Origin of the sequence: Collinsella sp. HCP28S3_G2 (assembly GCF_052065125.1) — a bacterium.
In the GTDB taxonomy this organism is placed as follows: Bacteria; Actinomycetota; Coriobacteriia; order Coriobacteriales; family Coriobacteriaceae; genus Collinsella.
Window position 1 is genome coordinate 152,713 of the sequence record NZ_JBQHUO010000002.1, and the last position, 25,217, is coordinate 177,929.

General features: G+C 60.1%; 21 protein-coding genes. 8 read left to right on the forward strand and 13 right to left on the reverse strand.

The annotated features are described in order from the left end of the window. The first annotated feature begins 184 nt into the window (after positions 1 to 184). Both ACTNB2_RS02395 and ACTNB2_RS02400 read left to right on the forward strand, forming a co-directional pair. Positions 185 to 2,044 (forward strand): ABC-F family ATP-binding cassette domain-containing protein, encoded by a 1,860-nt coding sequence (locus ACTNB2_RS02395; protein ID WP_441044679.1) that lies wholly within the window; start codon positions 185 to 187, stop codon positions 2,042 to 2,044. Between the two features lie 6 nt (positions 2,045 to 2,050). Continuing rightward, positions 2,051 to 2,821 (forward strand): Cof-type HAD-IIB family hydrolase, encoded by a 771-nt coding sequence (locus ACTNB2_RS02400; RefSeq protein WP_441041966.1) that lies wholly within the window; start codon positions 2,051 to 2,053, stop codon positions 2,819 to 2,821. 99 nt (positions 2,822 to 2,920) lie between these two features. Here ACTNB2_RS02400 and ACTNB2_RS02405 read toward each other — a convergent pair whose 3' ends face one another. From ACTNB2_RS02405 to ACTNB2_RS02425, 5 genes are all read right to left on the reverse strand, one after another. Beyond that, positions 2,921 to 4,873 (reverse strand): heavy metal translocating P-type ATPase, encoded by a 1,953-nt coding sequence (locus ACTNB2_RS02405; RefSeq protein WP_441041967.1) that lies wholly within the window; start codon positions 4,871 to 4,873, stop codon positions 2,921 to 2,923. 99 nt (positions 4,874 to 4,972) lie between these two features. Next, positions 4,973 to 5,191 (reverse strand): cation transporter, encoded by a 219-nt coding sequence (locus tag ACTNB2_RS02410; protein WP_195363207.1) that lies wholly within the window; start codon positions 5,189 to 5,191, stop codon positions 4,973 to 4,975. A 63-nt stretch (positions 5,192 to 5,254) separates the two neighbouring features. Continuing rightward, on the reverse strand, positions 5,255 to 5,623 hold the full coding sequence (locus ACTNB2_RS02415; RefSeq protein ID WP_441041969.1) for an ArsR/SmtB family transcription factor: 369 nt from the start codon (positions 5,621 to 5,623) through the stop codon (positions 5,255 to 5,257). Positions 5,624 to 6,033: 410 nt separating this feature from the next. After that, the gene (locus ACTNB2_RS02420; protein ID WP_158564868.1) at positions 6,034 to 7,233 is read right to left on the reverse strand and encodes a hypothetical protein; all 1,200 of its coding nucleotides are present in this window, start codon (positions 7,231 to 7,233) and stop codon (positions 6,034 to 6,036) included. A gap of 429 nt (positions 7,234 to 7,662) precedes the next feature. Then, a complete protein-coding gene (locus tag ACTNB2_RS02425; protein ID WP_441031470.1) occupies positions 7,663 to 8,631 on the reverse strand; it encodes a 3'-5' exonuclease in 969 nt (322 codons plus the stop codon). 171 nt (positions 8,632 to 8,802) lie between these two features. Here ACTNB2_RS02425 and ACTNB2_RS02430 point away from each other — a divergent pair, with 171 nt between their 5' ends. Then, positions 8,803 to 9,885, forward strand: a complete 1,083-nt coding sequence (locus ACTNB2_RS02430; RefSeq protein ID WP_441041972.1) for a putative manganese transporter — start codon at positions 8,803 to 8,805, stop codon at positions 9,883 to 9,885. 132 nt (positions 9,886 to 10,017) lie between these two features. Here ACTNB2_RS02430 and ACTNB2_RS02435 read toward each other — a convergent pair whose 3' ends face one another. Continuing rightward, positions 10,018 to 10,500: a YaiI/YqxD family protein gene (locus ACTNB2_RS02435; protein ID WP_441041974.1), complete on the reverse strand. Its 483-nt coding sequence runs from the start codon at positions 10,498 to 10,500 to the stop codon at positions 10,018 to 10,020. Then, positions 10,501 to 11,103, reverse strand: a complete 603-nt coding sequence (locus tag ACTNB2_RS02440) for an HdeD family acid-resistance protein (protein ID WP_118099399.1) — start codon at positions 11,101 to 11,103, stop codon at positions 10,501 to 10,503. 233 nt (positions 11,104 to 11,336) lie between these two features. Here ACTNB2_RS02440 and ACTNB2_RS02445 point away from each other — a divergent pair, with 233 nt between their 5' ends. The 3 genes from ACTNB2_RS02445 to ACTNB2_RS02455 all read left to right on the forward strand — a co-directional run bounded on the left by ACTNB2_RS02445 (position 11,337) and on the right by ACTNB2_RS02455 (position 13,284). Next, positions 11,337 to 12,008 carry a nitroreductase family protein gene (locus tag ACTNB2_RS02445; RefSeq protein ID WP_441044680.1) on the forward strand — a complete coding sequence of 224 codons (672 nt, stop codon included), beginning with the start codon at positions 11,337 to 11,339 and terminating at the stop codon, positions 12,006 to 12,008. Between the two features lie 80 nt (positions 12,009 to 12,088). Continuing rightward, on the forward strand, positions 12,089 to 12,631 hold the full coding sequence (locus ACTNB2_RS02450) for a histidine phosphatase family protein (protein ID WP_441044681.1): 543 nt from the start codon (positions 12,089 to 12,091) through the stop codon (positions 12,629 to 12,631). A gap of 17 nt (positions 12,632 to 12,648) precedes the next feature. After that, complete coding sequence (locus ACTNB2_RS02455; protein WP_441044682.1) at positions 12,649 to 13,284, forward strand: histidine phosphatase family protein; 636 nt, start codon at positions 12,649 to 12,651, stop codon at positions 13,282 to 13,284. 131 nt (positions 13,285 to 13,415) lie between these two features. Here the strand turns inward: ACTNB2_RS02455 and ACTNB2_RS02460 are convergent, their stop codons facing one another. Both ACTNB2_RS02460 and ACTNB2_RS02465 read right to left on the reverse strand, forming a co-directional pair. Beyond that, positions 13,416 to 14,105, reverse strand: a complete 690-nt coding sequence (locus ACTNB2_RS02460) for a DUF1015 family protein (protein ID WP_441041982.1) — start codon at positions 14,103 to 14,105, stop codon at positions 13,416 to 13,418. 39 nt (positions 14,106 to 14,144) lie between these two features. Beyond that, on the reverse strand, positions 14,145 to 15,365 hold the full coding sequence (locus ACTNB2_RS02465) for a M20 family metallopeptidase (protein WP_441041984.1): 1,221 nt from the start codon (positions 15,363 to 15,365) through the stop codon (positions 14,145 to 14,147). A 397-nt stretch (positions 15,366 to 15,762) separates the two neighbouring features. On the opposite strand from ACTNB2_RS02465, the gene ACTNB2_RS02470 reads away from it, so the two are divergent. Further along, complete coding sequence (locus tag ACTNB2_RS02470) at positions 15,763 to 16,569, forward strand: hypothetical protein (RefSeq protein ID WP_441041985.1); 807 nt, start codon at positions 15,763 to 15,765, stop codon at positions 16,567 to 16,569. Positions 16,570 to 16,917: 348 nt separating this feature from the next. Here the strand turns inward: ACTNB2_RS02470 and ACTNB2_RS02475 are convergent, their stop codons facing one another. The 4 genes from ACTNB2_RS02475 to ACTNB2_RS02490 form a co-directional block, all read right to left on the reverse strand. Beyond that, complete coding sequence (locus tag ACTNB2_RS02475) at positions 16,918 to 18,081, reverse strand: phosphoglycerate dehydrogenase (protein WP_154515718.1); 1,164 nt, start codon at positions 18,079 to 18,081, stop codon at positions 16,918 to 16,920. Positions 18,082 to 18,150: 69 nt separating this feature from the next. Next, positions 18,151 to 19,275, reverse strand: coding sequence for a 3-phosphoserine/phosphohydroxythreonine transaminase (serC, locus tag ACTNB2_RS02480; protein ID WP_441041986.1), 1,125 nt, complete (start codon positions 19,273 to 19,275; stop codon positions 18,151 to 18,153). 126 nt (positions 19,276 to 19,401) lie between these two features. Further along, positions 19,402 to 19,752 (reverse strand): type II toxin-antitoxin system RelE/ParE family toxin, encoded by a 351-nt coding sequence (locus tag ACTNB2_RS02485; RefSeq protein ID WP_441041988.1) that lies wholly within the window; start codon positions 19,750 to 19,752, stop codon positions 19,402 to 19,404. Beyond that, on the reverse strand, positions 19,739 to 20,041 hold the full coding sequence (locus ACTNB2_RS02490; RefSeq protein ID WP_196032773.1) for a type II toxin-antitoxin system Phd/YefM family antitoxin: 303 nt from the start codon (positions 20,039 to 20,041) through the stop codon (positions 19,739 to 19,741). The genes ACTNB2_RS02485 and ACTNB2_RS02490 overlap by 14 nt, the downstream gene beginning before the upstream one ends. A 415-nt stretch (positions 20,042 to 20,456) precedes the next feature. On the opposite strand from ACTNB2_RS02490, the gene ACTNB2_RS02495 reads away from it, so the two are divergent. Then, on the forward strand, positions 20,457 to 25,211 hold the full coding sequence (locus ACTNB2_RS02495; protein ID WP_441044684.1) for a hypothetical protein: 4,755 nt from the start codon (positions 20,457 to 20,459) through the stop codon (positions 25,209 to 25,211). Positions 25,212 to 25,217 lie beyond the last annotated feature (6 nt).

The following is a 25,217-nucleotide window of genomic DNA, read 5'->3' on the forward strand; positions in this document are numbered from 1 at the left end:
GCGGCGGCCATGGTTGCCGCGGGACTGATTGGAGAGGCGGGTCATCTCTTGCGGGAGATGGCCCGCCTTTTTGCTCTGCGACCGAAACGACCACCACAAAGGGGACAGGCACCTTCGTGGTGGTTTGGGGCGGGGCTCGCTGCTATCATGGACAACGTTGAATTTCTACGAAGGAGCAGGGCATATGGCGATTCTTTTGGGATGCGATTCCGTCAGCCTAGAGTTTCCCACCAAGCATATTTTCGATAGCGTGACGCTCGGCGTGGACGAGGGCGACCGCATTGGCATCGTCGGTAAAAACGGCGACGGCAAGTCGACGCTGCTGAGCGTGCTCGCCGGCACACTGGAGCCCGACGACGGCCGCGTGACGCATCGCCGCGACACGACGATTGGTTTGCTCGGCCAAAAGGACAATCTGGTCGATACCGACACCGTGCATCATGCCGTCGTCGGCGACACGCCCGAGTACGAATGGGCCTCGAGCCCGCGTACGCGCCAGATCCTGGCCGGCCTTATTAGCGATGTGCCCTGGGAGGGCACGGTGGGCGAGCTTTCGGGCGGTCAGCGCCGCCGCGTGGACCTCGCGCGCCTGCTGATCGGCGACTACGATGTGCTCATGCTCGACGAGCCCACCAACCATCTGGATATGCGCACCATCAACTGGCTCGCGCGCCACTTAAAGGCCCGCTGGCAGCGCGGCCAGGGCGCCATGCTCGTGGTCACGCACGACCGTTGGTTCTTGGACGAGGTCTGCACCGGCATGTGGGAGGTCCACGACGGCCAGGTCGATCCCTTCGAGGGCGGCTACTCCGCGTATATCCTTCAGCGCGTAGAGCGCGACCGCATGGCCGCCGTTACCGAGGAGCGCCGTCGCAACATGGCGCGCAAGGAGCTCGCGTGGCTGAGCCGCGGCGCACAGGCGCGCTCCACCAAGCCCAAGTTTCGTGTGGATGCCGCCCGCGAGCTCATTGCCGACGTGCCGCCCGTGCGCGACGAGCTGGAGCTCAAGCGCCTGGCGGTGAGTCGCCTGGGCAAGCAGGTTATCGACGTGGTCAATGTGGACGCCGGCTATGCCGATACCGACGGCTCGCCCAAGCAAGTGCTCTCCGACGTGACCTGGCTCATTGGTGCGGGCGACCGCTATGGTCTTTTGGGCGAGAACGGCGCCGGCAAGTCCACACTGCTCGATGTGATTCAGGGCAAGATCGCGCCCCTGCGCGGCCGCGTGAAGATTGGCCAGACGGTGCGCTTTGGCGTGCTGTCGCAGCAGCTCGAGGAGCTCGAGCCCTACATGGGCGACACAATCCGCGAGGTGCTCAGCAACTACAAGAAGTACTACGTTATCGATGGCAAGGAGACCTCGCCCGAGAAGCTCTGCGAGCGTCTGGGCTTTACGACGCAGCAGCTCTGGAGTCGTATCGGCGATCTTTCGGGCGGACAGCGCCGTCGCCTGTCGCTGCTGCTGACGATTCTGGATGAGCCCAATGTGCTCATCTTGGACGAGCCCGGCAACGACCTGGATACCGACATGCTGGCGATTGTCGAGGACCTGCTCGATGGTTGGCCCGGCACGTTGATTCTGGTAACGCATGACCGCTTTTTGATGGAGCGCGTGACCGACCAGCAGTGGGCGCTGCTCGACGGCCACCTGACGCACATGCCCGGCGGTGTCGACCAGTACCTGCGCCTGTGCAATGCCACCGCCGAGGGCGAGCCCGTGGGTGCGCCGAGCGCCAAGACCGGCACGTTTGACACCGGTGCCGCGGCAGCTGCGGCCGAAAAGCCCAAGGCGAGCGGTCAGCCCAATGGCCTTTCCAACGCCGAGCGCCAGAAGCTCCGCCGCGAGGTGAGCTCGCTCGAGCGCAAGATGGAGACGCAGCGCGCTCGCGTGGAGGAGGCCGAGGCCGCGATGGCTCAGGTCGATCCCACCAACTACACGGCGCTGGGCGAGCAGCAGGCAAAGATCGACGAGGCTCACGCCGCTATGGACGAGCTGGAGATGGCGTGGCTCGAGGCGAGCGAGAAGCTCGAGGGCGAGGAGTAGACGAGGATGATCAAAGCCGCGTTTTTCGATATCGACGGTACGCTACTGAGCTTTAAGACGCACCGGATTCCGGCGTCGGCACAGCAAGTGCTCGACAGCTTTCACGAGCAGGGGATCGCGTGCGTGATCGCCACGGGCCGCCCGACCTACCAGATGCCCGATTGGCTGTTCGATCTTGGTTGGGATGCGTACATTACGCTTTCGGGCCAGCACTGTTTTGATGCCGAGGGCGTTTACCGCAGCTGCCCGATTGATCCGGACGACGTCGCAGTGATTGTGGACCAGGTGGCCGAGGGGCGCTACGACTCGCTGTGCATGCAGGGCGAGAACTCGTTTGTGAACCGCCTGTCCGAGCGCGTGGTGACGGCCGGTAACAACGCGGGAATCGTCTACCACGAGGAGCCGTTTGAGCACGCCTTCGATGCGCCGGTTTACCAGTTTTGCGCCTTTGTGGATCCTGCCGACGAGCATATCGTGACCGATGCCGTGTCGCATTCGCTCACCACGCGCTGGTGCGACCTGTTCTGCGATATTATTCCGGCCAATGGCGGCAAGGACCTGGGCGTGGCGGCGACGCTTGAGCGCCTGGGTATCGACGCGAGCGAGGCGATCGCCTTTGGCGACGGCGAGAACGACCTGTCGATGTTTGCCTCCGTGGGTACGAGCGTGGCCATGGGCAACGCGCAAGACACGGTAAAGGCTGCGGCGAGCTACGTGACGACCGCCGTGGACGACGACGGAATTTACAACGCCGCAAAGCACTTTGGGCTGCTATAGCTGCGGCTCGGCACTTGGGGACGTTCCTTTTCTGCCGGCAGTTGGGGACGTCCCCTTTCGCGTGGTGTGCCGCGTCGCCCGGCCGGACAGCCACGCATGCTACGGGTTCTTGACACCCATCGCGCGCATAGCGTTCAGGATGGCGATGATCGCCACGCCTACGTCGCCGAACACGGCGAGCCACATGTTGGCAATGCCCAGTGCCGCAAGTACCAGAATCAGCAACTTAATGCCCAGCGCAAAGATGATGTTCTGCCAAACAATCGTCATGGTCTTGCGAGCCACGCGGATCGCGCGGGAAATGTTGGACGGCTTGTCGTCCATCAGTACAACGTCCGCTGCCTCGATTGCGGCGTCGGAGCCCATGGCGCCCATGGCGATGCCAACGTCTGCGCGGGTGAGCACGGGCGCATCGTTGATACCGTCGCCCACAAAGGCGAGCTTGCCCTTGCCCGATTCGGTCGCCAGCAATACCTCGACGCGCTCGACCTTGTCTCCTGGCAGAAGCTGCGCGTGGAACTCATCGACTCCCAGCTGATTGGCCACGGCGGCGGCCACTTCCTCGCGGTCTCCCGTGAGCATGACGGTGCGCTTGACGCCGGCGGCGTGCAGCTCGCGAATCGTTTGCTCGGCATCGGCTTTGACGGTGTCGGCAATTACGATGTGACCGGCATAGACGTCATCGACCAGCACATGGAGGATAGTGCCGACGACCTCACAGTCCGGTGTTTCAACGCCGGACGCGGCGAGCATCTTGGCGTTGCCGACGACGACGTGCTTGCCGTCGATGTTCGCCGTCACGCCATGGCCCGCGTCGTTGGTGGAGTCACATACACGCTTGGGGTCGAGTTGGCCCTGGAAGGCGGCGCGCACCGACTGCGCGATGGGATGGTCGGAGAACGACTCGGCGAGGGCTGCGACTTCAAGCAGCGATTGCTCGGTATAGCCGCCCTCGGGGTGCACCGCGACGACCGAGAACGTGCCGTTGGTGAGCGTGCCGGTTTTGTCGAAGACGACGGTATCCACATCGGCGAGCGCCTCGAGGTAGTTGGAGCCTTTGATGAGAACTCCCAGCTTGGACGCGCCGCCGATGCCGCCAAAGAAGCTCAGCGGCACGCTAATTACGAGTGCGCACGGGCAGCTGACGACGAGGAAGGTCAGGCCGCGCAGGATCCAATCGGACCAAGCACCGGTCACTAGGCCGCCGCCGAGCGCGAGCACCGCTGCCGCGCCGGTGACGGCGGGCGTGTAGACGCGGGCGAACCGTGTGATGAAGTTTTCGGTGCGTGCTTTCTTCTCGCTGGCGTTTTCCACAAGCTCCAGGACGCGCGCGACGGTGGACTCGCCAAAGGGTTTGGTGGTGCGCACGCGGATAAGACCCGTCATGTTGATGCAGCCGCTGATGATATCGTCGCCGGTCTTGGCGGTACGGGGGACTGACTCGCCGGTGAGGGCGGCGGTGTCGAGCTGGGTTACGCCCTCGACGATAACGCCGTCGATGGGCACGCGCTCGCCGGGCTTGATGACAATGACGGTGCCGACGGCGATGTCATCGGGAAAGACCTGCTCGAGCGTGCCGTCAGCCTGCTCAACGTTGGCGTAATCGGGCGCGATGTCCATCATGGCGCTGATCGACTTGCGGCTCTTGCCCACGGCGTAGGCCTGGAACAGCTCGCCGACCTGGTAGAACAGCATAACGGCGGCGCCTTCGGCCATGTGCGGGTCGGTATCGGGGAAGAGCACCGTCGCAAACGCGCCGATGGTCGCGACGGCCATGAGAAAGCTCTCGTCGAACGCCTTGCCGCGGCGGATGTTATTGAATGCCTTTTGCAGTACGTCGTGGCCGGCAATCAAAAACGGCACGAGGAACAGCACAAAGCTGGCGTAGATGTTGCCTGGGGTGCCGAATGCGGCGGTGAGGGCGCCGAGCTCATCGAGGGCGTACACCACGACAAAAATACCCAGTGCTACCAGGATGCGGTTGCGTTTATGCTCGAGTGACTCTTTTTTCTTGCGCTTCTTCTTTTTCTTCTTGGGGTCGGCGGTGGCCATGACTCGTATCCTCCCATTTGAATGTATGAACATCAACTCATATAACATCGCGACAAAGGCCGCGGCAAGCGCGGCCTTGCAGGTTGGCGTAAACCTGGGCTAGAGAATGATCTCGCAGTCTGGCTCAGCGTCGGCGGTGAACTCCACGACGCGATCAAGGACCTCGTCGAACTCAGCGTCGTCGGCTTCGAGCGTCAGCTTCTGAGTCATAAAGTTGACCGAAACGGACTTGACGCCCTCGAGCTTGGCGAGTTCGTCCTGAAGCTTACGCGCGCAGTTGGCGCAGTCGATCTCGTCGAGCTTAAACTGCTTTTTCATGATGGGTTCCTTTCCCTGTATTTGCGGCTTGGGTGCAGACCGCGCTGGTACCGTGGTTGGTCGCTATTCGCAGATGTGGCTCATGCCTTGGTTAAGCATGGTGTAGACATGATCGTCGGCGAGCGAGTAGAGGATGTTGCGCCCGTCGCGCCGGAATTTAACCAGGTGCGACTGTTTGAGCGTGCGCAGCTGGTGCGACACCGCGGACTGCGAGGTCGCAGTCGCCTCGGCGATGTCGGCCACGCAAAGTTCGCGGCCCATGAGAGCGTAGAGGATCTTGATACGCGTGGTGTCGCTGAAAACCTTGAACAAGTCGGCAAGGTCGTACAGCAGCTCCTCGTCGGGAAGGTCCTCGGGCGAGCAAGTGGTGGGGATGTCGGGTACGGTGGCGGTGTCGATGTCGGTCCTTATTTCATCGGCGTGTTCGCTCATTGCAATATCCTTTCATATGAACATGTGCTCATATAACTTACTTCCGAGTATATGAGCGCATGTTCATATGTCAATATAATTTGCGAAATTTTTTGCTGTCGATTGGCCCCAGAGGCGGCTAAGGGCATTGTGGACGCGGTTAAGGCCGCCGATGCCAACGTGGGTATCCCGGCGACGTGCAAAAACGGGAGTTTTCAGCATCGACGAGGGGTTATTTATTGCATGATACGGCGTCGTTTGCCGCCACAGGGCTTTACTGGAGTGCAAATGGCAATAGATTTTCCCCAGCTGTTGCCTAACTTACATCGAAAACAGCGGCTTCGGTGCAAAATGGGGCAATTCGGCCGCCCTCGGATACTCGGCTCTGCTGAAAACTCCCGTTTTTGCACGTCGCCGGGGTACCCACCCTGTCAGTCCGCCTCTGTTCTGGCCCCGTACACCCTGCCTTCGGGTGTGGAGGTGCTTGTTTGGGCGAACTCCGGGCAATCCAGCTCGATGACTTGCATGTCGTCGATGGCCGGGACATTGTTGATCGTCGGGTCGTCCAGCGAGATGCCCTCGAGCACTGCGCGCTCGAGCTCAAGTGCATTACCCTGCGCTGCGTCTTGACGGAGGAGCTCCTCAATACGCTTCTTTTCCTCGATAAATCTCCTGAGCACAAATTGTCGCAGCTCTTCTTGCTTGATTGCGAAATCTTTGGGCAGGCGCGATGGGCGAATGCCCTCCTTTCGCTGGATTGCCTCCATAACCCTGGCGAAGGCGCTGGCGTGCATAAAGGAATAGCGACTGACGGTAATGATTCCGTAGCCCATGGACGCCAGCGCGTTCTTGCGCTCTTCGTCAATGGCGCGGTCTTCTTCGGCATCGTGCTGAAATCCGTTGTATTCGATGTCGGTTCGGGACCGCTTGAGATATGCATCCATATAGAACTTTTCGCGCCGCGTGAGATTCTTTGCGGCAGCTGTGACCTTTACTTCGTAGTCGGTCTCGATCTCGCTAATGCCAAGACCGCCCTCGCGCCTGGGTAGCGTGAGCATCATGACAAACGCCGTTTCCATCGGCGATCGGCATCCGTCCCGCACGCATTGGATGGCTTTTCGGGCAAGTTCGAGGCCCTTGCAGTCGATGAGGGAGTTAAAGAAATGTTTAAGGCTCGAAGTCGAGGTGAGCGCGAAGCGCTCGGTATAGGATGTCGAGGCATCGTGTCCAAGGGAATAGGCGCCACACAGTTCGAAGTAGTACTCCACAAGTTCTCGAAAGGGAAGATAGGTTGCGGCCTGAAGCGCACAGAGTTCGACGCCGACAATATAGATGTCGTCGGCAAGCTTGATAAAGCGCGAGCCCGCGAATCGCTTGGATGATACGTGGCACTTGCAGCCCGTCATGCTGCGCACGTTTGCGCGCTCGAACACCGTTGTATCGAGCGGGGCATCGTTATCCAGAGCGACGTTGTGCCTGGCGAGCCAGTCGGCGGCAGAGTCGAGCAGCTCCTTGCTGGGGCGCGCCCCGTAGATCTTGGCAGGGCTGCAGGGCTCGGTGCCAATTGCGGATACCGAGTATGCGGCTTGGTAGACCGCTTTTGCCGTGTTATGTGAAAGCACGATACTCATACAGATAGCATGGCAGACCAGGCGGCGGGGTTCGCAATGAACGCCAAGGTAAAATGTCGCGGCATAACAAAAGCTGTCCAAGCGCTTGACGCCAATGATGGAGAAAGATGCTATTTGGAGCATTGTCGCAGCTCGCTGGCTACGCAGACCTCCACAACTGATGCTGGTCAGCATCGTTTTGATGCAAAGGCGGCGTCAACAAAAATGTGCAATTTGGCTTGAACATGTGCAGATGAAGTTCTTGGTTGTGCGGCGGCTAGACATCGGGGACTGGAGGGCCGCGTTGTACGGCGCGAAAAACGGGCCGATATCCGCTTGGACATCGGCCCGTATTGCGTCGCTTGAGAGGAGCGCCTCGGCGTGTCGCTTTTGCGCGGGGCGCTATGGTCCGGCAAGTGTTGCTCGCGAATGGCGCCTCTGCTTGGCAATCTACTTGGCAAACAGGTTCTTGAGGTTGAACTCGGCCTGCACCGTGCGGAGCATGAGGTCGGTGTCGTCGAGGCCCAGGTGCTGCTCGTTGGCGTCGGGCGCGAGGGTGCCGCGACGGCGTGCCCAGTTCTCGAGTGCGGCGGGTGCGGACTCGCGGGGGAGCGAGCGCACGTCGGCGTCCAGACTGCGGCAGATCTGGCGCGAGTCGATGACGATAATCTTGCCGGCTCGGCGCGCCTCGGCATAGCCGTCCAGATGGATCTTGAACCAGCTGTCCTCAAAGGCGGCGTTGTGCGCCATGTACGGGTATTTCTTCATGAGCTTGAGCAGCTGCTTTTGCAGCTCCTTGTTCTCGCGGAAGGGCGTTTTGCCGTCGATGTCGTCCCAGGTGATGTGATGGATATTCGACAGCGGCACATCTTCGCCGCGGTAGATATCGGGCAGGCCGCAGTAGTGTGCCTCGGCGTCGTGCGGGACGGCGTCGCTGGTGAGCTCCATGATCTCCCAGCCCACGTTGATGATGTAGCCGCGCTCGGGTGCACGGCCGGTGGTCTCGATGTCGATGCCGAGCACCGTGCCCTGGATGGGCTTGCGGGCGTACGCCACGCCGAGCGCATCGCGGTCGCCGCGGATCTCGCGCATGACGGACGCGGCGGTGCGCTTTTGCATCTTGCCGATGCCGGCGCAGGTATCGGCGTCGGACAGGCCGCGCGAAAGCGTCGCGGGCGTCACGTTGCGCAGGCGTGCCTCGCCAATCTGGTCGCATAGGTCGCGGTTGCGGTCGGCCAGGTCGCGCACGGTGGCAAAGTCGAAGCCAGGGTCGCCCTCGGCGGTAAAGTACTCGGTCTCGAGCACCTTGAGGGCCTCTTCGCCTTTTTGACGCTCGGATTCCATGGCGGCGTGATCGCCATAGATGAACATGGGGATAAACGGCTGGCGCTCGTATTCGAGTGCTTGGGAAACGTTCATATACTGCTCCTTGGACGGGCCGCGTCGTGCGGCTCGGGGTCATTGAGATGTGGCGAGATGATAGTTTACCACAGGCAACTATTGGCATCACGCCTAGGACAACTACAATACCCTAGTTGACCGCTAGGACTTTTACAATGCTGCCGAAAGACACGAAAGGTTCCATCCGTCATGGATTTGCTGATTGATATTTTGCTCGACGCCGGCAAGGACACGCTCTCGCTGGTGCCGTTCTTGTTGGTGACATATCTGGCCCTCGAGACGCTGGAGCATGTGGCGGGCGATCGCGTCAACGGCGCCATCAAGCGTACCGGTGCCGCTGGTCCCGTGGTTGGCTCGTTGCTGGGCATGGTGCCGCAGTGTGGCTTTTCGGCGATGGCGGCAACGCTGTACGCCGGTCGCGTCGTGACGTTGGGCACCCTGGTGGCGGTGTTTCTCTCGACCTCCGACGAGATGTTGCCACTGCTGCTTGCCGAGCAGGTTCCCGTGCAGACTATGGCGATGCTTTTGGCTTCGAAGGCGCTGATCGCGCTGGTCACGGGCTTTATCGTGGATGCCGCCATTCGCGGCCTGCGTCGCAACGCCCGTGCTCATGCGGCGATCCGCCGTACCGTGTTGGGAACCGCCGCCAATCCGGCGCACGTTAACTGCGCGCATGACGATCACAGCGGCGGTGACATCATCGACGAGGTGGCCGAGGCGGGCGTGAGCGCCGACCACATCCATGAGCTGTGCGAGCGCGATCATTGCGGTTGTGATGAAGACGAGGACGAGCGTGACCACGGACATGGCCACGACCACGGACACGAGGGCGAGCACGAACACCACCACGGTCACTCCCACTCACACAAAGGCGCGCCCGTCCTGTCGATTATCCGCAGCGCGATTTCGCACACCGTGCAGGTTTCGGTATTCATTTTTCTGGTGACGCTGGTCCTGGTCGCCGTGCTCGAGACCTTCGGCGAGTCCGCGATCGAGCAGTTCCTGCGCGGCAACGAGACGCTCGCTGTCCTGGGTTCGGCGCTTGTCGGCCTCATTCCCAACTGCTCGGCGAGCGTGGTCATTACGCAGCTGTATCTGGAAGGCGCGCTGCAGCTGGCACCGATGCTCGCCGGCACGCTCATTTCTGCCGGCGTGGGTTACCTGGTGCTGTTCCGCACCAACCGCAGCGCCCGCGAAAACGCTGTGTTCCTGGTCATGATGTACGTCATCGGCGCCGGCTGGGGCCTTATCCTTTCCGTCTTTGGCCTCTAAGTAGATGTTTGAGGTATCCCCTAAAAACTGGGGCATGCCTCAAACATCTACCGCCATGACCGGCGTTGGATGCGCGCCAATCGCCAAAACAAAAAGGTAGATTTTTAGGCATGTCCCAAAAATCTACCTTGGTTAGCGCAGCAGGTCGGTGAGGTTGCGCTTAAAGCGGGCGCGGTCTTCGCTGGTGAAGGCTGCCGGTCCACGGGTGCGACCGCCGGCGCGGCGCACCTTCTTTTCTTCGTGACGAATAAACAGCTGCATATCGATGGTGGCTTTGTCGTACACGCGCCCGCGCACGCCGATGGCAGCGGCATCGCGACCGAGCACCATGCTCGCCAGGCCAATGTCCTGTGTCACGACCACATCGCCTGCCTGCAGACGCTCGATAATGGCAAAGTCGGCGCTATCGGCGCCTACGCTCACGTCGAGCGTTGTGACCCAAAAGCCACGTCGCGCGTGCTCGGCATCGCGCGGGTCGTTACGGCGAATGTGCCGCTCCAGGTTTTGCGTGCTGTTGCCGGCAACAACCACGGCAACACCCGCCCGTCGCGCGCAGTCGATCGACTCACGCGTGACCGGGCAGGCGTCGGCATCAATAAACAGCGTTCGCGGCATCTAGTGCACCAGCTTGCCAAAGCGGATAGCGCGAATAACCAGCGTCACGCCAAACACCAGGAGTGCAGCGCCGGTAAAGATGACGAGCATCTTTGCCGACCACAGCGGATAGATGAACACGAACACGCCGGCGATGATGGAGAGCGCGCCGCTCAGGATGGCGAGGGCGCGGTTGGAAGAAAGCTCGGACTCCAGAATCGACATGATGCCCTCGACAATCCAGCCAAAGCCGGCCACGACCACCACAAGCGTGCTGAGCGTCGCGGTCGAAAGCGCCTGGTTGCGCAGGATCACCACGCCGCCCAAGATGATGAGCAGGTTGGCGAGGATGCTCGTGACGCGCCAGCCGGCGGGCAGCAGCGGCTCAAAAATGGCGGTGAACAACCTGACGCCAGCCGTGATCACAAAGTAGAAGCCCAGTACGGTCGTCAAAAAGACGAGGGTCTTAGCGGGTGCAAACAGCAGCGCGATGCCGGCGATGAGCGCGATGACACCCGTGGCGGCGTAGATCCAGCGCACGGCTTTAATCGCCTTGCCTGCCATGCTTTTCTCGTCAAATCCAAACAGACTCGATTGTTGGTCGTCATTCTTAAAGATGCCCATGAGGCCTCCTTTCCGTGCGGCGTAAGCCGCGATCGTTACAACCAGTATCGCCTAAAGGCGCTGGCGTATGGGCCGGGGAGGGCGAAACGTAACCCAAAGGCCCCGATTTATTTCCGTTGTTCCCCACGTCGCGATTTTCTATTCAACAGGTGTAGAACATTGCAGCTCTGTTCGTTATTGCCTGCGTTTTAGGTTAGATTTTCCTAAGAACAATTGGCTTTTTGGGGGTCCCTATGAACGAAGCAGTTCCCGTGGTGCCGTTGAGCGCCGAGTCGATGGCAAAGCAGGGTTGCGAAAAGCTTGGCCTGGATGCGTTTGATGCGCTGGTCCGTCGCGCCCGCACATGCCGCCGTTTTGACGAGTCCATGCGCGTGCCGCGCGAGTTTTTGCTCGAGCTGGCAGAGCTGGCGCACCTGGTCCCCTGTGGCGCCAATGCTCAGCGCTTGCGTTTTCATGTGGTGAGCGGTGCCGAGGACTGCGCTCGCGTGTTTGACGAGCTCGCATGGGCCGGGGCGCTCAAGGACTGGCCGGGTCCTGCCGAGGGCGAGCGTCCGACCGGCTACATTGCAATTCTTGCCGAGCGCACCGTTCCCGGCAAGCCCGCCGCGCCTATCACCGAGGTCGACACGGGCATCGCGGCTCAGACGATGATGCTCGCCGCGCGCAGCGCAACGCCCGAGGTGGCGGCTTGCATGTTCAAGGCCTTTACGCCCCGCGCGATCGATGTGATGGGGCTCGATAACGACAAGTACGAGCTCAAGCTGATCATGGCCTTTGGCGTGCCGGCCGAGACCCAGGTTATCGACGCGATCGATTCCAACCCCGACGGTTCAATTAATTACTGGCGCGACGAGGCGCAGGTGCATCACGTGCCCAAGCGTCCGCTTGCCGACGTGCTGGTGTAGTTGCGTCGTTGCGGCGCGATCCGGCGGCAAACCACCACAAAGGTGCCTGTCCCCTTTGTGGTGGTGCGAGGGGAGGGCGTGTGTCCGATCTGTATTTGGTTCGGCATGGGCAGACCGAGCTTAACGTGCAGAACATTTTGCAGGGCTGGCAAGACTCGCCGCTCACGGAGCGCGGGCGCGAGCAGGCACTGGCGACGCGCACGGCGTTTGAGGCGCGCGGCATCTCCTTTGACCACGCGTATACGTCTCCGTTGGGTCGGGCGCGCCACACGGCCGAGCTGATCGTTGGCGAGGATCTTCCCATAGAGCCGGTCGATGATTTGCGCGAGTGGCGCCTGGGCACGCTGGAGGGCACATCAAATCGCGATATGCCGCCGCAGCCCTGGGGCGATTATCCGGTGGCCTTTGGTGGCGAGTCGGAAGGCGAGCTTCGGGCGCGCATGGTCGCGGCGCTGTCCCGTATTATGGCCCGACCGCAGCACGATCGTGTGCTTGCGGTCTCTCATGGCTCTGCCTGCCAGGAGTTTCTTAGATGCGTGACCGGCGGGGGAGAGCAGCCCGACAACGGTGCCGTGCTTCATTTTGGCTATTGCGACGGGGCGTTTTCGCTCCTTGACTGGTAACGAACGAAAGGACCCCTATGAACAAAGATCTGTATCTGGTCCGTCATGGACAGACAATATTCAACCTTAAACGCATTATTCAGGGATGGAGCGATTCGCCGCTCACGCAGTTGGGCTGCGAGCAGGCGGCGCGTGCCGGTATGTTCATGCGTGCGCGTGGCGTTGAGCCCGATCACGCCTACACCTCGACGCTGCACCGCACCGAGCAGACTATCGCCAGCCTGTGGCCGGGCCTTGCCTACGAGCGTCTGGATGGCCTGCGCGAGTGGTTCTTTGGCGACTTTGAGGCCGAGCGCGTGATGCTGATGCCCGAGCGTCCGTGGCGTGACTTTTATCGTCAGTTTGGCGGTGAGGGCCAGATGCAGGTACGCGAGCGCATGGTGACGACGTTGACCGATCTTATGCGACGTCCGGACCATTCGTGCGTGATCGCGGTGAGCCATGCCTCGGCCATCAAGGAGTTTTTGGACCACTCTAGGGGAGCGGCGGCCGACGAGCGCGAGCGCGTGCCGGGCAACTGCTCGGTTCTGCATTTTGCGTTTGACGATGCAACCGATACGTTTGAACTGGTCGAAGTCTTTACGCAGGAGGATTATGCGCGTGAGCTGGGGCTAGAGCCGCTCGTGGCGGCAGCGGGCCCGCGGCGTGGGTAGCGCGGGCGCGGCGATGCGGGTCGCCGGCGTAATTGTTTGATGCGAAAGGGGCGGGGATGCATGCACGGGCATTGCATCTCCGCCCCTTGCTTGTTTGGATGCTGGGTTTTCCAGCGTCGCGTTTGAGTTCGCTAGAACCGTGAGATCTGGTGAGTGAGCAGACCCGTCGGAACCTGCGGCGCGCCGCCGCTGACCTGCGCGGCGGGGAACAGCACGGCCACGGTAAAGTTGAACGGCTCTTTGCCCGTGTAGGTGCCGGCTGCGCGGGCCTCATCGGCCAGCAACTGCGACGCCCCTGCTAGTGCGGCAGCGTAGGCGGGGTCGTCTGCCGGCGCCGGCTCCGGTGCCTGATCGAGCATGGCTCGGATGGCGGCAACGGCGTCCTCGCGCTTGACTTCCCATACGCGATGCGTAATGCCGGCGGGGTCGGTGACGGCATAGAGCGATGCGCCCTCTTTGGCGGCGCCAAGGATGATATCCATGACGGGCGAGGCTTCGTAGGCGAGCGACACGGGGCGCGGCTGCACCTTAAGCTCGGCGATCGCGCGCGCGGCGGCGAGTGCGTCGACGCTCTCGGCGGCAGCCTCGTCGTTACCCGTCAGCACGTTAACCGGGCAGATCGCCACAACGCCCGTCACGCGTCCCGGCTCTCCGGAGCACTCGTACACGTAGTATGCCGCGCCCGGATCCTTGAGCATGAGCCCATCGGCAATCGCGCCGCGCAGGGCGTCGTTGTCACTTAGAATGCTGTCCATCGCAGGCAGCGCTTCGAGCACGCGATCCTGAGCTGGGCGGATGCAGGGAAACGGAAGAGCTTTCATGGACAGTCCTAACGCGCGAGTCGGTTTGTTTGCGGCTTATTATGCCCCAACTTGGCTATTCGCGCCCCAGAGCGTGTTGTCGGCGAGCGCGATCAGCACCCGCTGGCAGCGAACGATATCGGCGTGGGGCACATATTCGTTGGGCTTATGGGCGAGCGCGAGCGAGCCTGGGCCATAGCTCATGCAGTTGCGGTTACCCGTCTTGCCGGCAATGACGGCAGTGTCGGTGTAGCCGGTAAAGAAGCCGACGGTCGCGTCCGCGCCTGTCACGTCGTCGGCGGCACGCTTGAGCGCGGCTAGAAGGGGAGAGACCGGATCGCGCTCGATGGCGGGGCGGTCGCCTGTCACGGTATAGCTTCCATGGCAACCGGGGATTGCGGCTTCGGCGCCGGCGATGGCCTGCTCTACCATGCGCGTCGCGGCGGCCGTATCGGTCGGCGGCGTCAGGCGCATATCGACCCAGACCTTGGCACGGTCGGGCACGACATAGGGGCGATAGCCGCCCTCGATCTGTCCAAACGTGATGGTCGAAGCCCCCAGCTCCTCATGTGCGGGCAACGCTGCAAACGCATGGCGCAGCGCACAGACGGCCTCGGCCATGGCGGCGATGGCATCCGCTCCCTTCCAGGGCTGGCTCGCATGCGCCGTGACGCCGGTCATCTCGATCTCGAACCACGTGCGACCTTTGTGCGCCACCTGAATCTGTCCGTCGGTGGGCTCGGTGTCCAGCACCCATTCGCGCGAGCCGACCCAGCCGGCATCGATGGCGGCCTCGGAGCCGCGCATAAAGTCCTCTTCGTCGACCGAGCAAATAAGCGAGAAGCCGCGGTGGGGCAGCTCACCATCCGCCGCCACGCGCTCGAGCGTATGGACCAGTGCGGCAATGGCGCAGGCCAGGCCACCCTTCATGTCGCAGGCGCCCCGGCCATAGAGTTTGTCGTTGCGCACAACCGCCCCAAGCGGCGGCGTGTCCGCGTCCCAGCCATCTCCTAGGGTGACGGTATCCATATGGCAGATGTAGACGAGTCGCGCCTCGTCGCTCACACCCGGCACGCTGACCATAAGGTTGCGGCGCCCGGGGAGTACTTCGAGCTCTGCAATCTGCACGGCATCGAGCGCAGAACTATCAAGCTGCGCCAGCTGCTGTTCAATGAGCCTCTTAATGAAGTGTTCGATCTCGCCTTCGTAGGCGCCCGGGTCCGAGCTATCAATCTTCACGAGCTCCTGCGTAAGCCCCCAGGCAAAGTTCTCATCAACCATATGTAACCTCACAATCAGTTTGCTTCCAAAACCGATTGTAAGCCACCTGGAAGATTCGCGACGTGTGCGTAGCAGTATTAACCGTTCACAGGCCGAGCCATCGCGTTTGGCGTCCGGGCAGGCTCACAAACGACGCAATGGGTACGTATCCTTCATGGACGACATGCTGTGCGACATATCTGCCTTTCGGTATCACCGGATACCTCCGCAGGTCTTGGCAATAATGCCGGACCTGCCCGATTCTGCGGACGATCCGTGCAGGGAGCATCTTTGTGAGCACCCGCTTGTCAAGCATTTCCTGGGCACTCCGCTACACGTGTTGGCGCAGGGCGTCTGCGGGCGCAAGGGCGGCCGCATTGTCAGGCATGTTTGGAACGGGGAGAGGCCGTTTGGCTCCGTGCGGCAGACAGAGTTTGGCCTTGATGTTGCGTCCCCGCTCTTTACCCTGCTGACCCTGGCTTCCTCGGTCTCAAATGAGCGCCTGATCATGTGCATGTATGAGATGTGCGGCACCTTTGCCGTGTGCAAGATTGCGTCTCAGGTAAAGTCGGCACTTGTGCAGGCATATGGGAGCCGGTGGGGTGACGCACGGTTGGGCTGGGAAAACGTAAAGGATGCCTCGGGGAATCCAACGGACCTGTGGAAACGACCTCCCTTGATTGAGCTCTCTGGACTAACCGAGTACGTCGATAAGATCCAGGGGCTCCGCGGTGCTAAATCGTTCACGCGTGCCGCGAAATGCATTACGGGGGTTGTGGCATCGCCGCTCGAGGTCCAGGCTTCGATGCTGTTTGGCCTTACGAGGTTGCGCGGCGGCGAAGGGCTGCGCCTTACCAATAACGTCGAGATTCGCATGACGCGCAGCGCCCGCCTGATTTCGGGGCTTGATAGGCGCTACGCCGATATCCTGCTGTCAAATAAGGACGGCAGCAGAGAGTGCCTGGTTGAATGTCAAGGTAAAGCCATTCACGGATCCATAGAATCCAAGATCTCGGACTCCGATCGAACGACGGCGCTGCAAGCGATGGGATATCCTGTCGTTCTGATGACCTATGGTCAGCTGGTCGACTCCGATGCCTTCCGCGTGGTGATGGAACTCATCATGTCCTATCTCGATGTGCCGTTGAAAGACAAGACGCCGCGGCAGCAGGAGCTCGAACGGCGGCTTCGTGAGGAGATTTTTATCGATTGGGCGGGAATGTAGCCGTGCGGGTGGAAAACGGTCGCGTGAGCTAGGGTTTGGTCACGAAAAGGCTTCAGTTGCTCTTTGAAATAGGCTTTAAAAACGCTACCCAGAACAAGTTATTTCGGAAAATGGACAGTCAACTTAAATTTGGCATATAGAGATCGATTTTTACCTACTAAAGTCCCTGATAAAGCTGTTTATCAGAGTAGGTGCGCTCAGTGATTTGGGCATGACTGTCGATTATCCGAAAAAACTTATTCTGGGTAGCATTTTCAAAACCAGCCGGAGCAACGAAATCGGCCCCCGTTTCGCGAAAACGGGGGCCGAATGAGCTTCATTGCTTGTCTGGCAGGCTTGACGCCGACGCTACTTGATCACGCGTACGCGATACATCGACGGAATCTGCTTGAGCGCCTCGATGGTGCTGCTGTCCAGGTGCTCGTCGGTGTCGAACATGGTGTAGGCGTTCTCGCCGGCAGACTCGTTGGTCATGCGCTGTACGTTGGCGTTGTCCTTGGCCAGGATCGCCGTGATCTGGCCGATCATGTTGGGCACGTTGGCATGCAGGCAGGCAATGCGGCTTGCGGCGCGCGCCTTGCCCATGCTGCAGGCGGGGTAGTTGACGCTGTGCGCGATATTGCCGTTCTCCAGGTAATCCTTGAGCTCGCTGATGGCCATATCGGCGCAGTTGGCCTCGGCCTCGCCGGTGCCGGCGCCCGAGTGCGTGGTGATAAACGTGTTGGGCATCTTGACCGTCTTGGGCGTGGCAAAGTCGCAGCTAAACCAGCTCAGCTTGCCCGCGCGCAGGGCTGCGTCGACGGCGTCCTCGTCAATGATGGTCTCGCGCGCGTAGTTGATGAGCACGGCGCCCGGGGCCAGCAGGTCGATCTGCTCGGTGCTGATCATGCCGATGGTGTCGGCCTTGCTGGGCACGTGCACGGTGAGGTAGTCGCAGCCGCGGCAGAGGTCCTCGAGCGTGCCCACGCGCTGCACCTCGCGGCTCAGCACCCACGCGTGCTCGACGGAAATGAACGGATCGTAGCCGTAGACGTCCATGCCCAGGTCGACGCAGGCGTTGGCGACCTTGGAACCCACGTTGCCCAGACCGATGACGCCGATGCGCTTGCCCTTGAGCTCACGGCCCACAAAGGCCTTCTTGGCCTTCTCGGCATCGACCTGAATCTCGGGGTCGTCGGCGTTGTCGCGCACCCAGTTCATCGACTGCACCACGCCGCGGCTCGAGAGCACCAGCATGCCCAGAACGAGCTCCTTGACGGCGTTGCTGTTGGCACCGGGGGAGTTAAAGACGACGACGCCCTTCTTGGCGTACTCCTCGATGGGGATGTTGTTGACACCGGCGCCGCAGCGGGCGATGGCGCGGATGCCCTCGGGCAGCTCGTAGCCGTGCAGGTCGGTGGAGCGCATCAGGATGGCGTCGGCCTCCTCGGCGGTGCCCACAAACTCGTAGCCCTCGCCAAACTCGACCTTGCCGTCTTTGGTTATGTCGTCGATGGTTTTGATCTTGCGCATGAAAAACTCCTTAGCGGGTTTGTTTATAACAAGTGGTTTGAAGTGGCTGGTCGGCCCGCGGGTTGCGGGCTAGTTAGATCGCGGACTCAAACTATGCTGCGCTTCGAAGTCCTTCATGTACGAGGCCAGTGCCTGCACGTCTTCCATGGTTACGGCGTTGTAGACGCTCGCGCGCATGCCGCCCACCAGGCGATGGCCCTTGACGTTTTGAATCTGGTGCTCGGCCGCGCCTGCGACAAAGGCCGCGTCGAGTTCGGCGTCGCCGGTGCGGAAGGTGACGTTGGCGATGGAGCGGCTGTCGGCCTGCGTGGTGCCATGGAACAGCTCGCTGTGCTCGAGCAGGTCATAGAGCAGGTTGGCCTTGGCCCAGTTGCGCTCGGCCATGGCGGCGAGTCCGCCGGCTTGCTCCACCCAGCGGAACACCTTGCCGCACACGTAGATGCCAAAGGTGTTGGGCGTGTTGAGCATGGAGCCCTTGGCGGCCTGGGTCTTAAGGTCCAGGTACTGCGGCGTCTGCGCAAAGGCTGGGCCATCGGCGATGAGGTCGTCGCGCACGATGACCACGGTCACGCCCGCGGCGCCGGCGTTTTTCTGCGCGCCGGCATAGATGAGCCCGTAGCGCTCGACGTCGAGCGGCTGCGACAAAAAGCAGCTCGAGACATCGGCGACCAGCGGCACATCGCCGCAAGCGGGCAGCTCGTGGTACATGGTGCCAAAGATGGTGTTGTTCTGGCAGATGTAGACGTAGTCGAGCCCGTCGCCCGCGGCCTCGGCGGCAATGCGCGCGTTGATATTGGCCATGGTGGGAATGCGGTCGAAATTGGTGTCCTCGGAGCTCGCGAGCAGCACGGCCTTGCCGTACTTGGCGGCCTCCTTGTACGCCTTGTTGGCAAAGTTGCCGGTCACGACGTAGCCGGCGCGGCCGCGGCGCATGAGGTTCATGGGGATGCCCGCAAACTGCAGCGTGGCGCCGCCCTGCAAAAACAGGACACGGTAGTTGTCGGGGATACTCAGCAGGCGGCGCAGGGTTGCCTCGGCGTCGTCGATGATCTGCTGGTACATGCTAGATCGATGGCTCATCTCGAGCACGGACATGCCGCAACCGCGGTAGTCCATCATCTCGTCGGCGATCTCGGCGAGCACGCTTGTAGGCAGCGCGGCCGGGCCAGCTGAGAAGTTGTGCACACGTGCCATCTTCTAGTTCCCCTCGTAGTCGTTTGAACGTTCGGGATACTTTAGCACAGTGGAGCGCCCGGCGCGACCGCATCACGGCAAAACTCGACCGCGCTGCTATGATTTACAGGATGGTTACATGGGGGGCTACTTGAGTAGTTTGAATCTACTCAAAGGGTTCTTTCGATGGTCCTCGATTGCCAGGATGCTGATGTTTCGCTGCTCAACATCCACGTGGTAGTACACACCGTAGTGCGCGCAAAAGAAGACCCTGCAGTCAATGGGCGGAAAGGCTGCCTGATAGTAGGGGTCGTACTCTTCCCCAAAATAAGGATGCTCGGCTAGAAAGTCGATGAGGTTGCCGATTCTGGCGTAGATTCGCTCCGAAGGAATCTCGGCATAGGCATAGAGTGCCTCGTCAGTCATGACAACATCAAAAGGCTTATCAAGTTCGTCGAGCTCCGAGTAGAACTCGACGTCTGCGTTATCCAATTTCATGGCGAGCCGCCCTGATGCGATCTGCATCTGCCTTGGCCTGTTTCCACGGTCGCACACGACCGTTTACTAAGTCGTCGTAGCCACGCGTGATGGCTCGCTGGATGCGTTCTTCGCGCTCCTGAATGGCGGTTAGTGCGCGCGTCTGCTCGTCATAGGCCTCGGCATCCATGACGACAAGCGATGCCGATCCGTTTTTGGTCAGGTAGACGGGCTCTTTGGTTTGGTGGCAGCTATCCGCTATGGAACCAAAGTTGCGTTGCAGATCGGAAATAGGCTTTACGACAGGCATATGAAACTCCTTACATAGAATCATATGTATAGTTTTATCTTGATTATAGCGTAAAGACAAATGAGGACATGGGCGAGCAACCTTGCTTGTCCCATCTGGTGGCAGAAAGACGTGTATGATGCGCGGCGCGTCCGCGCGACAGGTCCATTTTAATTGCCTTGGTGCCAAGGAAAATGAAAGGGCCTTCAGGCGTTCGCGATCGCCGTTCACCGATTAAAACTACCGCTCATCTGCATATGCACAGTTGATTTATTGCACAACAAAATGTTGCTAAACAAAAACGTTCGCAAGTGGCGTAAGAAGTAATCATTGGCATAATTCTTCCTTTTTTCCAATACAGCTAGTGGGTTGTTTGGGGAATATCGGGGGTCGTTTCTGTATGGACAACAATGCTGTGAGTGCAACAAACATTTCAATGGACGTAAACGCGTACTACGAGTCGCTCATTCTGGATGCGGTCGCGCAGGCCGATGTCCCACTGCACGATGCGCTGGTGCGCTCGAGCGTGTATCGCACCATTAATGACTCATACGAGCGAGCGCTAGCCCAACTAGTTATGAATGGTGAACTTTTGTACGCCAACGGCGAGTACAGCATGGCGCCCGGTGCGGCCAAGGAGGTGGCGGAACCCGCAGGGGAGCCGGTGGCTGCTGATGCCATTGAGCTTGAGGCTGTTAAAAGCGAAGGTGCCGAGGGCGAAAACACTGGGGACGAGGACGTTGACGGCACCGTTGTTGATGATGAAAACGTTGAGTCTGAAGAGGCTGCGCCTGAGGCCGTTGAGTGCGATGCCGAAGAGCCCGCAGCCGCAGAGTCTGAGACACTTGAGCGCGCGGCGGCGCCGTGGGCCGACGACGCCGATATTGCAGAGCTCGATGCCGTTGAGTGCGATGCCGCGGAACCTGAGGCTGTCGAGGTCGCAGCTGAGGAGCCCGTGACGGCTGAGCCTGCCACGCTCGAAGCCACCGCAGGCGACGCGACGGAAGCTGAAGCGGTGGAGCCTGTGGCCGAAGAGTCCGAGGCCGTTGAATCCGTTACTCCTGAGGCCCCTGCACCTAAGGCTTGCGGTCCCATTTCGTTGCGTGCAGATTCGACCCTTGTGCAGTTGAAGGTTAATGAGCGCAGCTGGCCTATTCCCGTTGCCGTGGGTGTTTCGTATGACAAGAAGCCGGCCGATGGTTTGTCCCTCATGGGATATGAACTGCCGGCAGAGTCTGCAGGGGTGGCGGACGAGCAGCAGGAGTCGGCACAGGTCGAGCGTCCCGAGCTTGCGCTGTCCTCTGAGCCCCAGCAGCTGGTCATTTCCTTCTCTGACAACATTGAGGCTGCGAAGGCTGTCTCTGAGCCCGAGTCCGCCTCTGGGCCCGTGCAGCCTGGGCTCGCGCTCGAACCCGAGCTCGAGCCTGCAAATGGGCGCATGTCCGTTGAAGGGCCTGCGCCTGTTGAAGAGCCTGTTTCCGAACCCGAACCCGAACCCGAACCCGAACCCGAACCCGAACCCGAACCCGAACCCGAACCAGAGGCTGAGCCCGTTGAAGCCGCCGCCAACAAGCTCGAGCGTCCCAAGTACCTGAGCGGTTGGGATGACCCGCGCTGCGTGTTCGACAGCGAGACTCAAGTCGCCTTTCTCGACAGGCAAAATATTAAAGATGTGTTCAGTCTCGTTCGCGAGCTGGGCAAGACCGAGGACGCTGACGTGCGTGCCGCCTTTGAGACGCAGCTCCGTGCCTACGCTTTGCCGCTTTCGCCACAGTACCGCGTACAGGCGCCGAAGCTCGGCAAGCTCTCGGGCAACAGAAAGCTGGTGTTTGACGTCTTTGGCAATTTGCGCAGTATCGGGCTTGAATGCTGCGCGTATACGGATGTTAAGGGTCCAGAAACCGAACTGTTCAGCACTATTTATTCAAGCGATGGCGAGCCTCTCTCGCTGTTGAATCTTTCGATTTCTCCGGCGTTGCAACGCAAATTAAAGAGCAAGTATCGCATTCACAATATGCCTGAGCTGCTTTCGTACAACTGGAGGGAGCTCCGAACGAAGGGCCTAACTTCGGGCGAGCTGCACTCGATTGTGTCTGCATTAAACGATTGGCCATCGGGAAAGCTGCAGCTTGGAAGAACCAAACAAGAAATTGAGATTGCACGCCAGGCGGCGATAGGGGGCTGGTATCCATCGGCTAATATGCCACTCGAGCGTGTCAGGGCGGTTAACAGGCTCGCTGACGAAGCAATCCTGCGGTTGCATCGAGAGTGTTTGTCCATACACGAGCCCTCGTTCCGTTTGCTCTTTTGCGTTAGGGTGGCGGGCAAGCTCGCGATGGGCTATAGCCAAAAACACTCCGCTAATTCGGTGCTCGCTGAGCTTAAAAACGAATACCCTGCCTTTAATGCGGCCGTAAAAACGTTCAAGCGCCTGAACTTTGAGCTTTCCCAGGATCAGGAGGATATTGATACAGCTAATACGTGGTCTACCTTCATAGATGCTAATGGTGCAGATGGCGTTATTGCATCGACTGATAAGGCTCAATTGGGTGGGCGGTTGGATGCCCAGTCCAAAGCCCGCGAGGGGGATTCCTCGCACGATTCCGAGATGCCGGCAGCGCAGGATCTTACGGTAACCCAGGCGCTTGCGTTGGCCCTTGACCAAGATGCTGCAAAGTTCAACAGGTGGTTTGCGGACCTCGCTTACCGGGATCGCACCCTGATGGGCTATATGCTCATCGATAGCAAGCCAGCTCGTTGGATCGACAACCTTGCTATTTCTGCCTGGAAAATCCGCGAGCGTTACGATGCCCTTATGGCGTCGCGCCCGACGTTTGACATTGATACATTCGGTCCGCTCTTTAAAAAGTACAAGGTAACTGCTGAGGAGTTTTATGACCTGACGCACACCGTGCAGCCTGCCTACTTGTATATGAAGCGCATCTATGGACAGGGTGCTATCCCGCTTAAATACGCAGCGGTCGATAAGGACCTTGACCTGTCCGTCTGCCGGGTGGTCCGCGCATACCTGGCAAGCAAAGGAATCAAAAATGCTGATGATGGGGTAGAGGAGGAGTTCGCGCCTGCGGAGCAGGCTGTCGCGTTGACGCTCGAGCCCGAGTTTGCTTCCGAGCCCGAATCCAAGTCTTTACCCGACCCCACTCCCGCCTCAGCTCCCGCCCCGGCCCCGGAACAGCCGGCAAAGCCCTTTACCAGCAAGGTCGAAGACCTTACCAAGAAAGGCCCCATGTCCATCGATGCATGGCTTGCGTTGCTGCCAGCCGACGATGCCAGCCTGTTACGCTGGATCTTTAGCGATAAGCCGCTTATGGATTACCCGCACAAGCCCGCCGGTCTTGGTCCGCTTCGCCAGCGTCGTGCCGACCTGCTGTGTAATCGGCCGCACCTCGATGAGGACAAATTCGCCCCGTTGTACCAGCGTTATGACCTTACCGAGGATGCGTTCTGCAAGATCACGCAGGCATCCCCGATGACTTTTGGCTACCTGAAAGCCGTTAAGGTATCGAACAAGTTTAGCCTCCGCCTTGCCGCCAACGATCACTCGTTGCCGCAGGAATGGCGTGATAGGGCGGCGCAGCTGAATCGTCATTCTTCTGCCGGCGTGCTCCGAACGCCCGTAAGTGTCGAGAGGGACAACACCTCCCAGCTCGAGCAGATCGCGCGTAAAAAACTGGGCAACTTCTCCACGCGCGGTGCCGCGCTGCGTGCCTTTGCCGAGTCTGGAGCCGTTGATGAGTATCACGACCTTAAAGATTTCCGCAACAGGTACCAGCTGTTTTTGGAAGACAACAAGTGCGGTTACAAACAGATGCTTTCGTTGCCTTCCGAGGACATCAGATGTCTTAACGAGCTGCGTGGCACGCACATGTTCCTGGTGGCGCGCGCCAATAAGATCCGCGCCTACAAGGTCGACAGTCGCTTTACGTCCGAGTTGCGTCAGATCCTGACGCTCGCCGTGGGGCGCAATATCGAGTGCGGTGCGGGCCTCATCCTACGCGAGAATCAGGAGCTGTGTGACCTCTACGACGTTCGCGACGACGAGGAGCTCTACGAGATTATCCGCTCATTTGTGCGTCCGGGTTCGGTGCCCGGCTTGGAAATGGGCTCGATGCCGCTGATTCGCCTCGGCAAAACGGACCGTAAAAACCAAATGCTCGATGTACTGCGCGACGCGGGCACCGAGCTGTCGCGCGAGGAGTTTGCCCAGCGCTATGCGGACAAGTACTGCGTGGAAACGAGGACGGTCCGCGGCAACTACCTGCGCGACATGAACGCATATCTGCGCAACGGCCGCTACTCGTATGTCGAGAGCAACCTTACGGACGAGCAGCAGCAGTTCATCAAAGATATGGTGACCGAGGACTACGTCTCGCTACCGTATGTCGCAGCGAGTTTTGCTGCCAAGTTTGGTACCGCATCCGGGCGACTCATTAACGATCAGTCACTGGCGCCTCTTGGTCTGGAAATCTCCAGGGACCTGATAGTCAAGGAAGGCGTGGACCTGCGTCAGTCGTTTACGAACCTGCTTATGTCGCGCGACAGCTTTGCCTACGGTTCCCCGGGCTTTGGCGACGAGGTCATCAACCATCCGGATTTTAGGAATGCCATTACGCCGCTGCTGCGCAACTTTACCTTTATCGAGTGCAACCACGATTCGTTTATTTCGCTCAAGCGCCTGAACGAATCGACAGGTATTCGACGTATTGACCTGGGCAGCTACGCGTATTCCCTGTTTGCCTGCACAGAGCCTGACGTGCCGTTTACGGTGACGAGCCTGCGTAAGCAGGGCTTTATGCATAAGCTCCATGCCGTGGTCGATGAATGTGGTTTTGACAATACGTTTTATGACTCAATCGTTCTGTACGGCCTGGCTCATGAGCAAATAAGGCGTACCCGCTTTAGCGGAGTTTACATGTTCTGTCGCAAGGAGGGGGCGTTTTCGTCGGGCGACGCGGTCGAATACGTCGTGAGGCAAAAGGGGCCTATCGAGGTGGGGGACCTGATCGATGCGTTCCAGGATGACTACGGCGTCGTAATAACCGCAGCCGATATTAACCGAGCCGTCCAGGACAAGGGGCTGTTCTACAACGAGGACCTCGACATGGTCATGCTCAGCAAAAGGATGAACGCAGAGTATCTGCGCGAGCTGTATATCAAAAACAACCAATAGGAGGAG

Bases quoted from the DNA above. Each gene is read 5' to 3' on its own strand.
- ACTNB2_RS02455 (WP_441044682.1), top strand. From the start codon at position 12,649: ATGAACAAAGATCTGTATCTGGTCCGTCATGGACAGACAATATTCAAC.
- ACTNB2_RS02490 (WP_196032773.1), bottom strand. From the start codon at position 20,041: ATGCCTGTCGTAAAGCCTATTTCCGATCTGCAACGCAACTTTGGTTCC.
- ACTNB2_RS02395 (WP_441044679.1), top strand. From the start codon at position 185: ATGGCGATTCTTTTGGGATGCGATTCCGTCAGCCTAGAGTTTCCCACC.
- ACTNB2_RS02435 (WP_441041974.1), bottom strand. From the start codon at position 10,500: ATGCCGCGAACGCTGTTTATTGATGCCGACGCCTGCCCGGTCACGCGT.
- ACTNB2_RS02410 (WP_195363207.1), bottom strand. From the start codon at position 5,191: ATGAAAAAGCAGTTTAAGCTCGACGAGATCGACTGCGCCAACTGCGCG.
- ACTNB2_RS02430 (WP_441041972.1), top strand. From the start codon at position 8,803: ATGGATTTGCTGATTGATATTTTGCTCGACGCCGGCAAGGACACGCTC.
- ACTNB2_RS02475 (WP_154515718.1), bottom strand. From the start codon at position 18,081: ATGCGCAAGATCAAAACCATCGACGACATAACCAAAGACGGCAAGGTC.
- ACTNB2_RS02485 (WP_441041988.1), bottom strand. From the start codon at position 19,752: ATGAAATTGGATAACGCAGACGTCGAGTTCTACTCGGAGCTCGACGAA.
- ACTNB2_RS02495 (WP_441044684.1), top strand. From the start codon at position 20,457: ATGGACGTAAACGCGTACTACGAGTCGCTCATTCTGGATGCGGTCGCG.
- ACTNB2_RS02440 (WP_118099399.1), bottom strand. From the start codon at position 11,103: ATGGGCATCTTTAAGAATGACGACCAACAATCGAGTCTGTTTGGATTT.
- ACTNB2_RS02405 (WP_441041967.1), bottom strand. From the start codon at position 4,873: ATGGCCACCGCCGACCCCAAGAAGAAAAAGAAGAAGCGCAAGAAAAAA.
- ACTNB2_RS02460 (WP_441041982.1), bottom strand. From the start codon at position 14,105: ATGAAAGCTCTTCCGTTTCCCTGCATCCGCCCAGCTCAGGATCGCGTG.
- ACTNB2_RS02400 (WP_441041966.1), top strand. From the start codon at position 2,051: ATGATCAAAGCCGCGTTTTTCGATATCGACGGTACGCTACTGAGCTTT.
- ACTNB2_RS02425 (WP_441031470.1), bottom strand. From the start codon at position 8,631: ATGAACGTTTCCCAAGCACTCGAATACGAGCGCCAGCCGTTTATCCCC.
- ACTNB2_RS02465 (WP_441041984.1), bottom strand. From the start codon at position 15,365: ATGGTTGATGAGAACTTTGCCTGGGGGCTTACGCAGGAGCTCGTGAAG.
- ACTNB2_RS02420 (WP_158564868.1), bottom strand. From the start codon at position 7,233: ATGAGTATCGTGCTTTCACATAACACGGCAAAAGCGGTCTACCAAGCC.
- ACTNB2_RS02415 (WP_441041969.1), bottom strand. From the start codon at position 5,623: ATGAGCGAACACGCCGATGAAATAAGGACCGACATCGACACCGCCACC.
- serC (WP_441041986.1), bottom strand. From the start codon at position 19,275: ATGGCACGTGTGCACAACTTCTCAGCTGGCCCGGCCGCGCTGCCTACA.
- ACTNB2_RS02445 (WP_441044680.1), top strand. From the start codon at position 11,337: ATGAACGAAGCAGTTCCCGTGGTGCCGTTGAGCGCCGAGTCGATGGCA.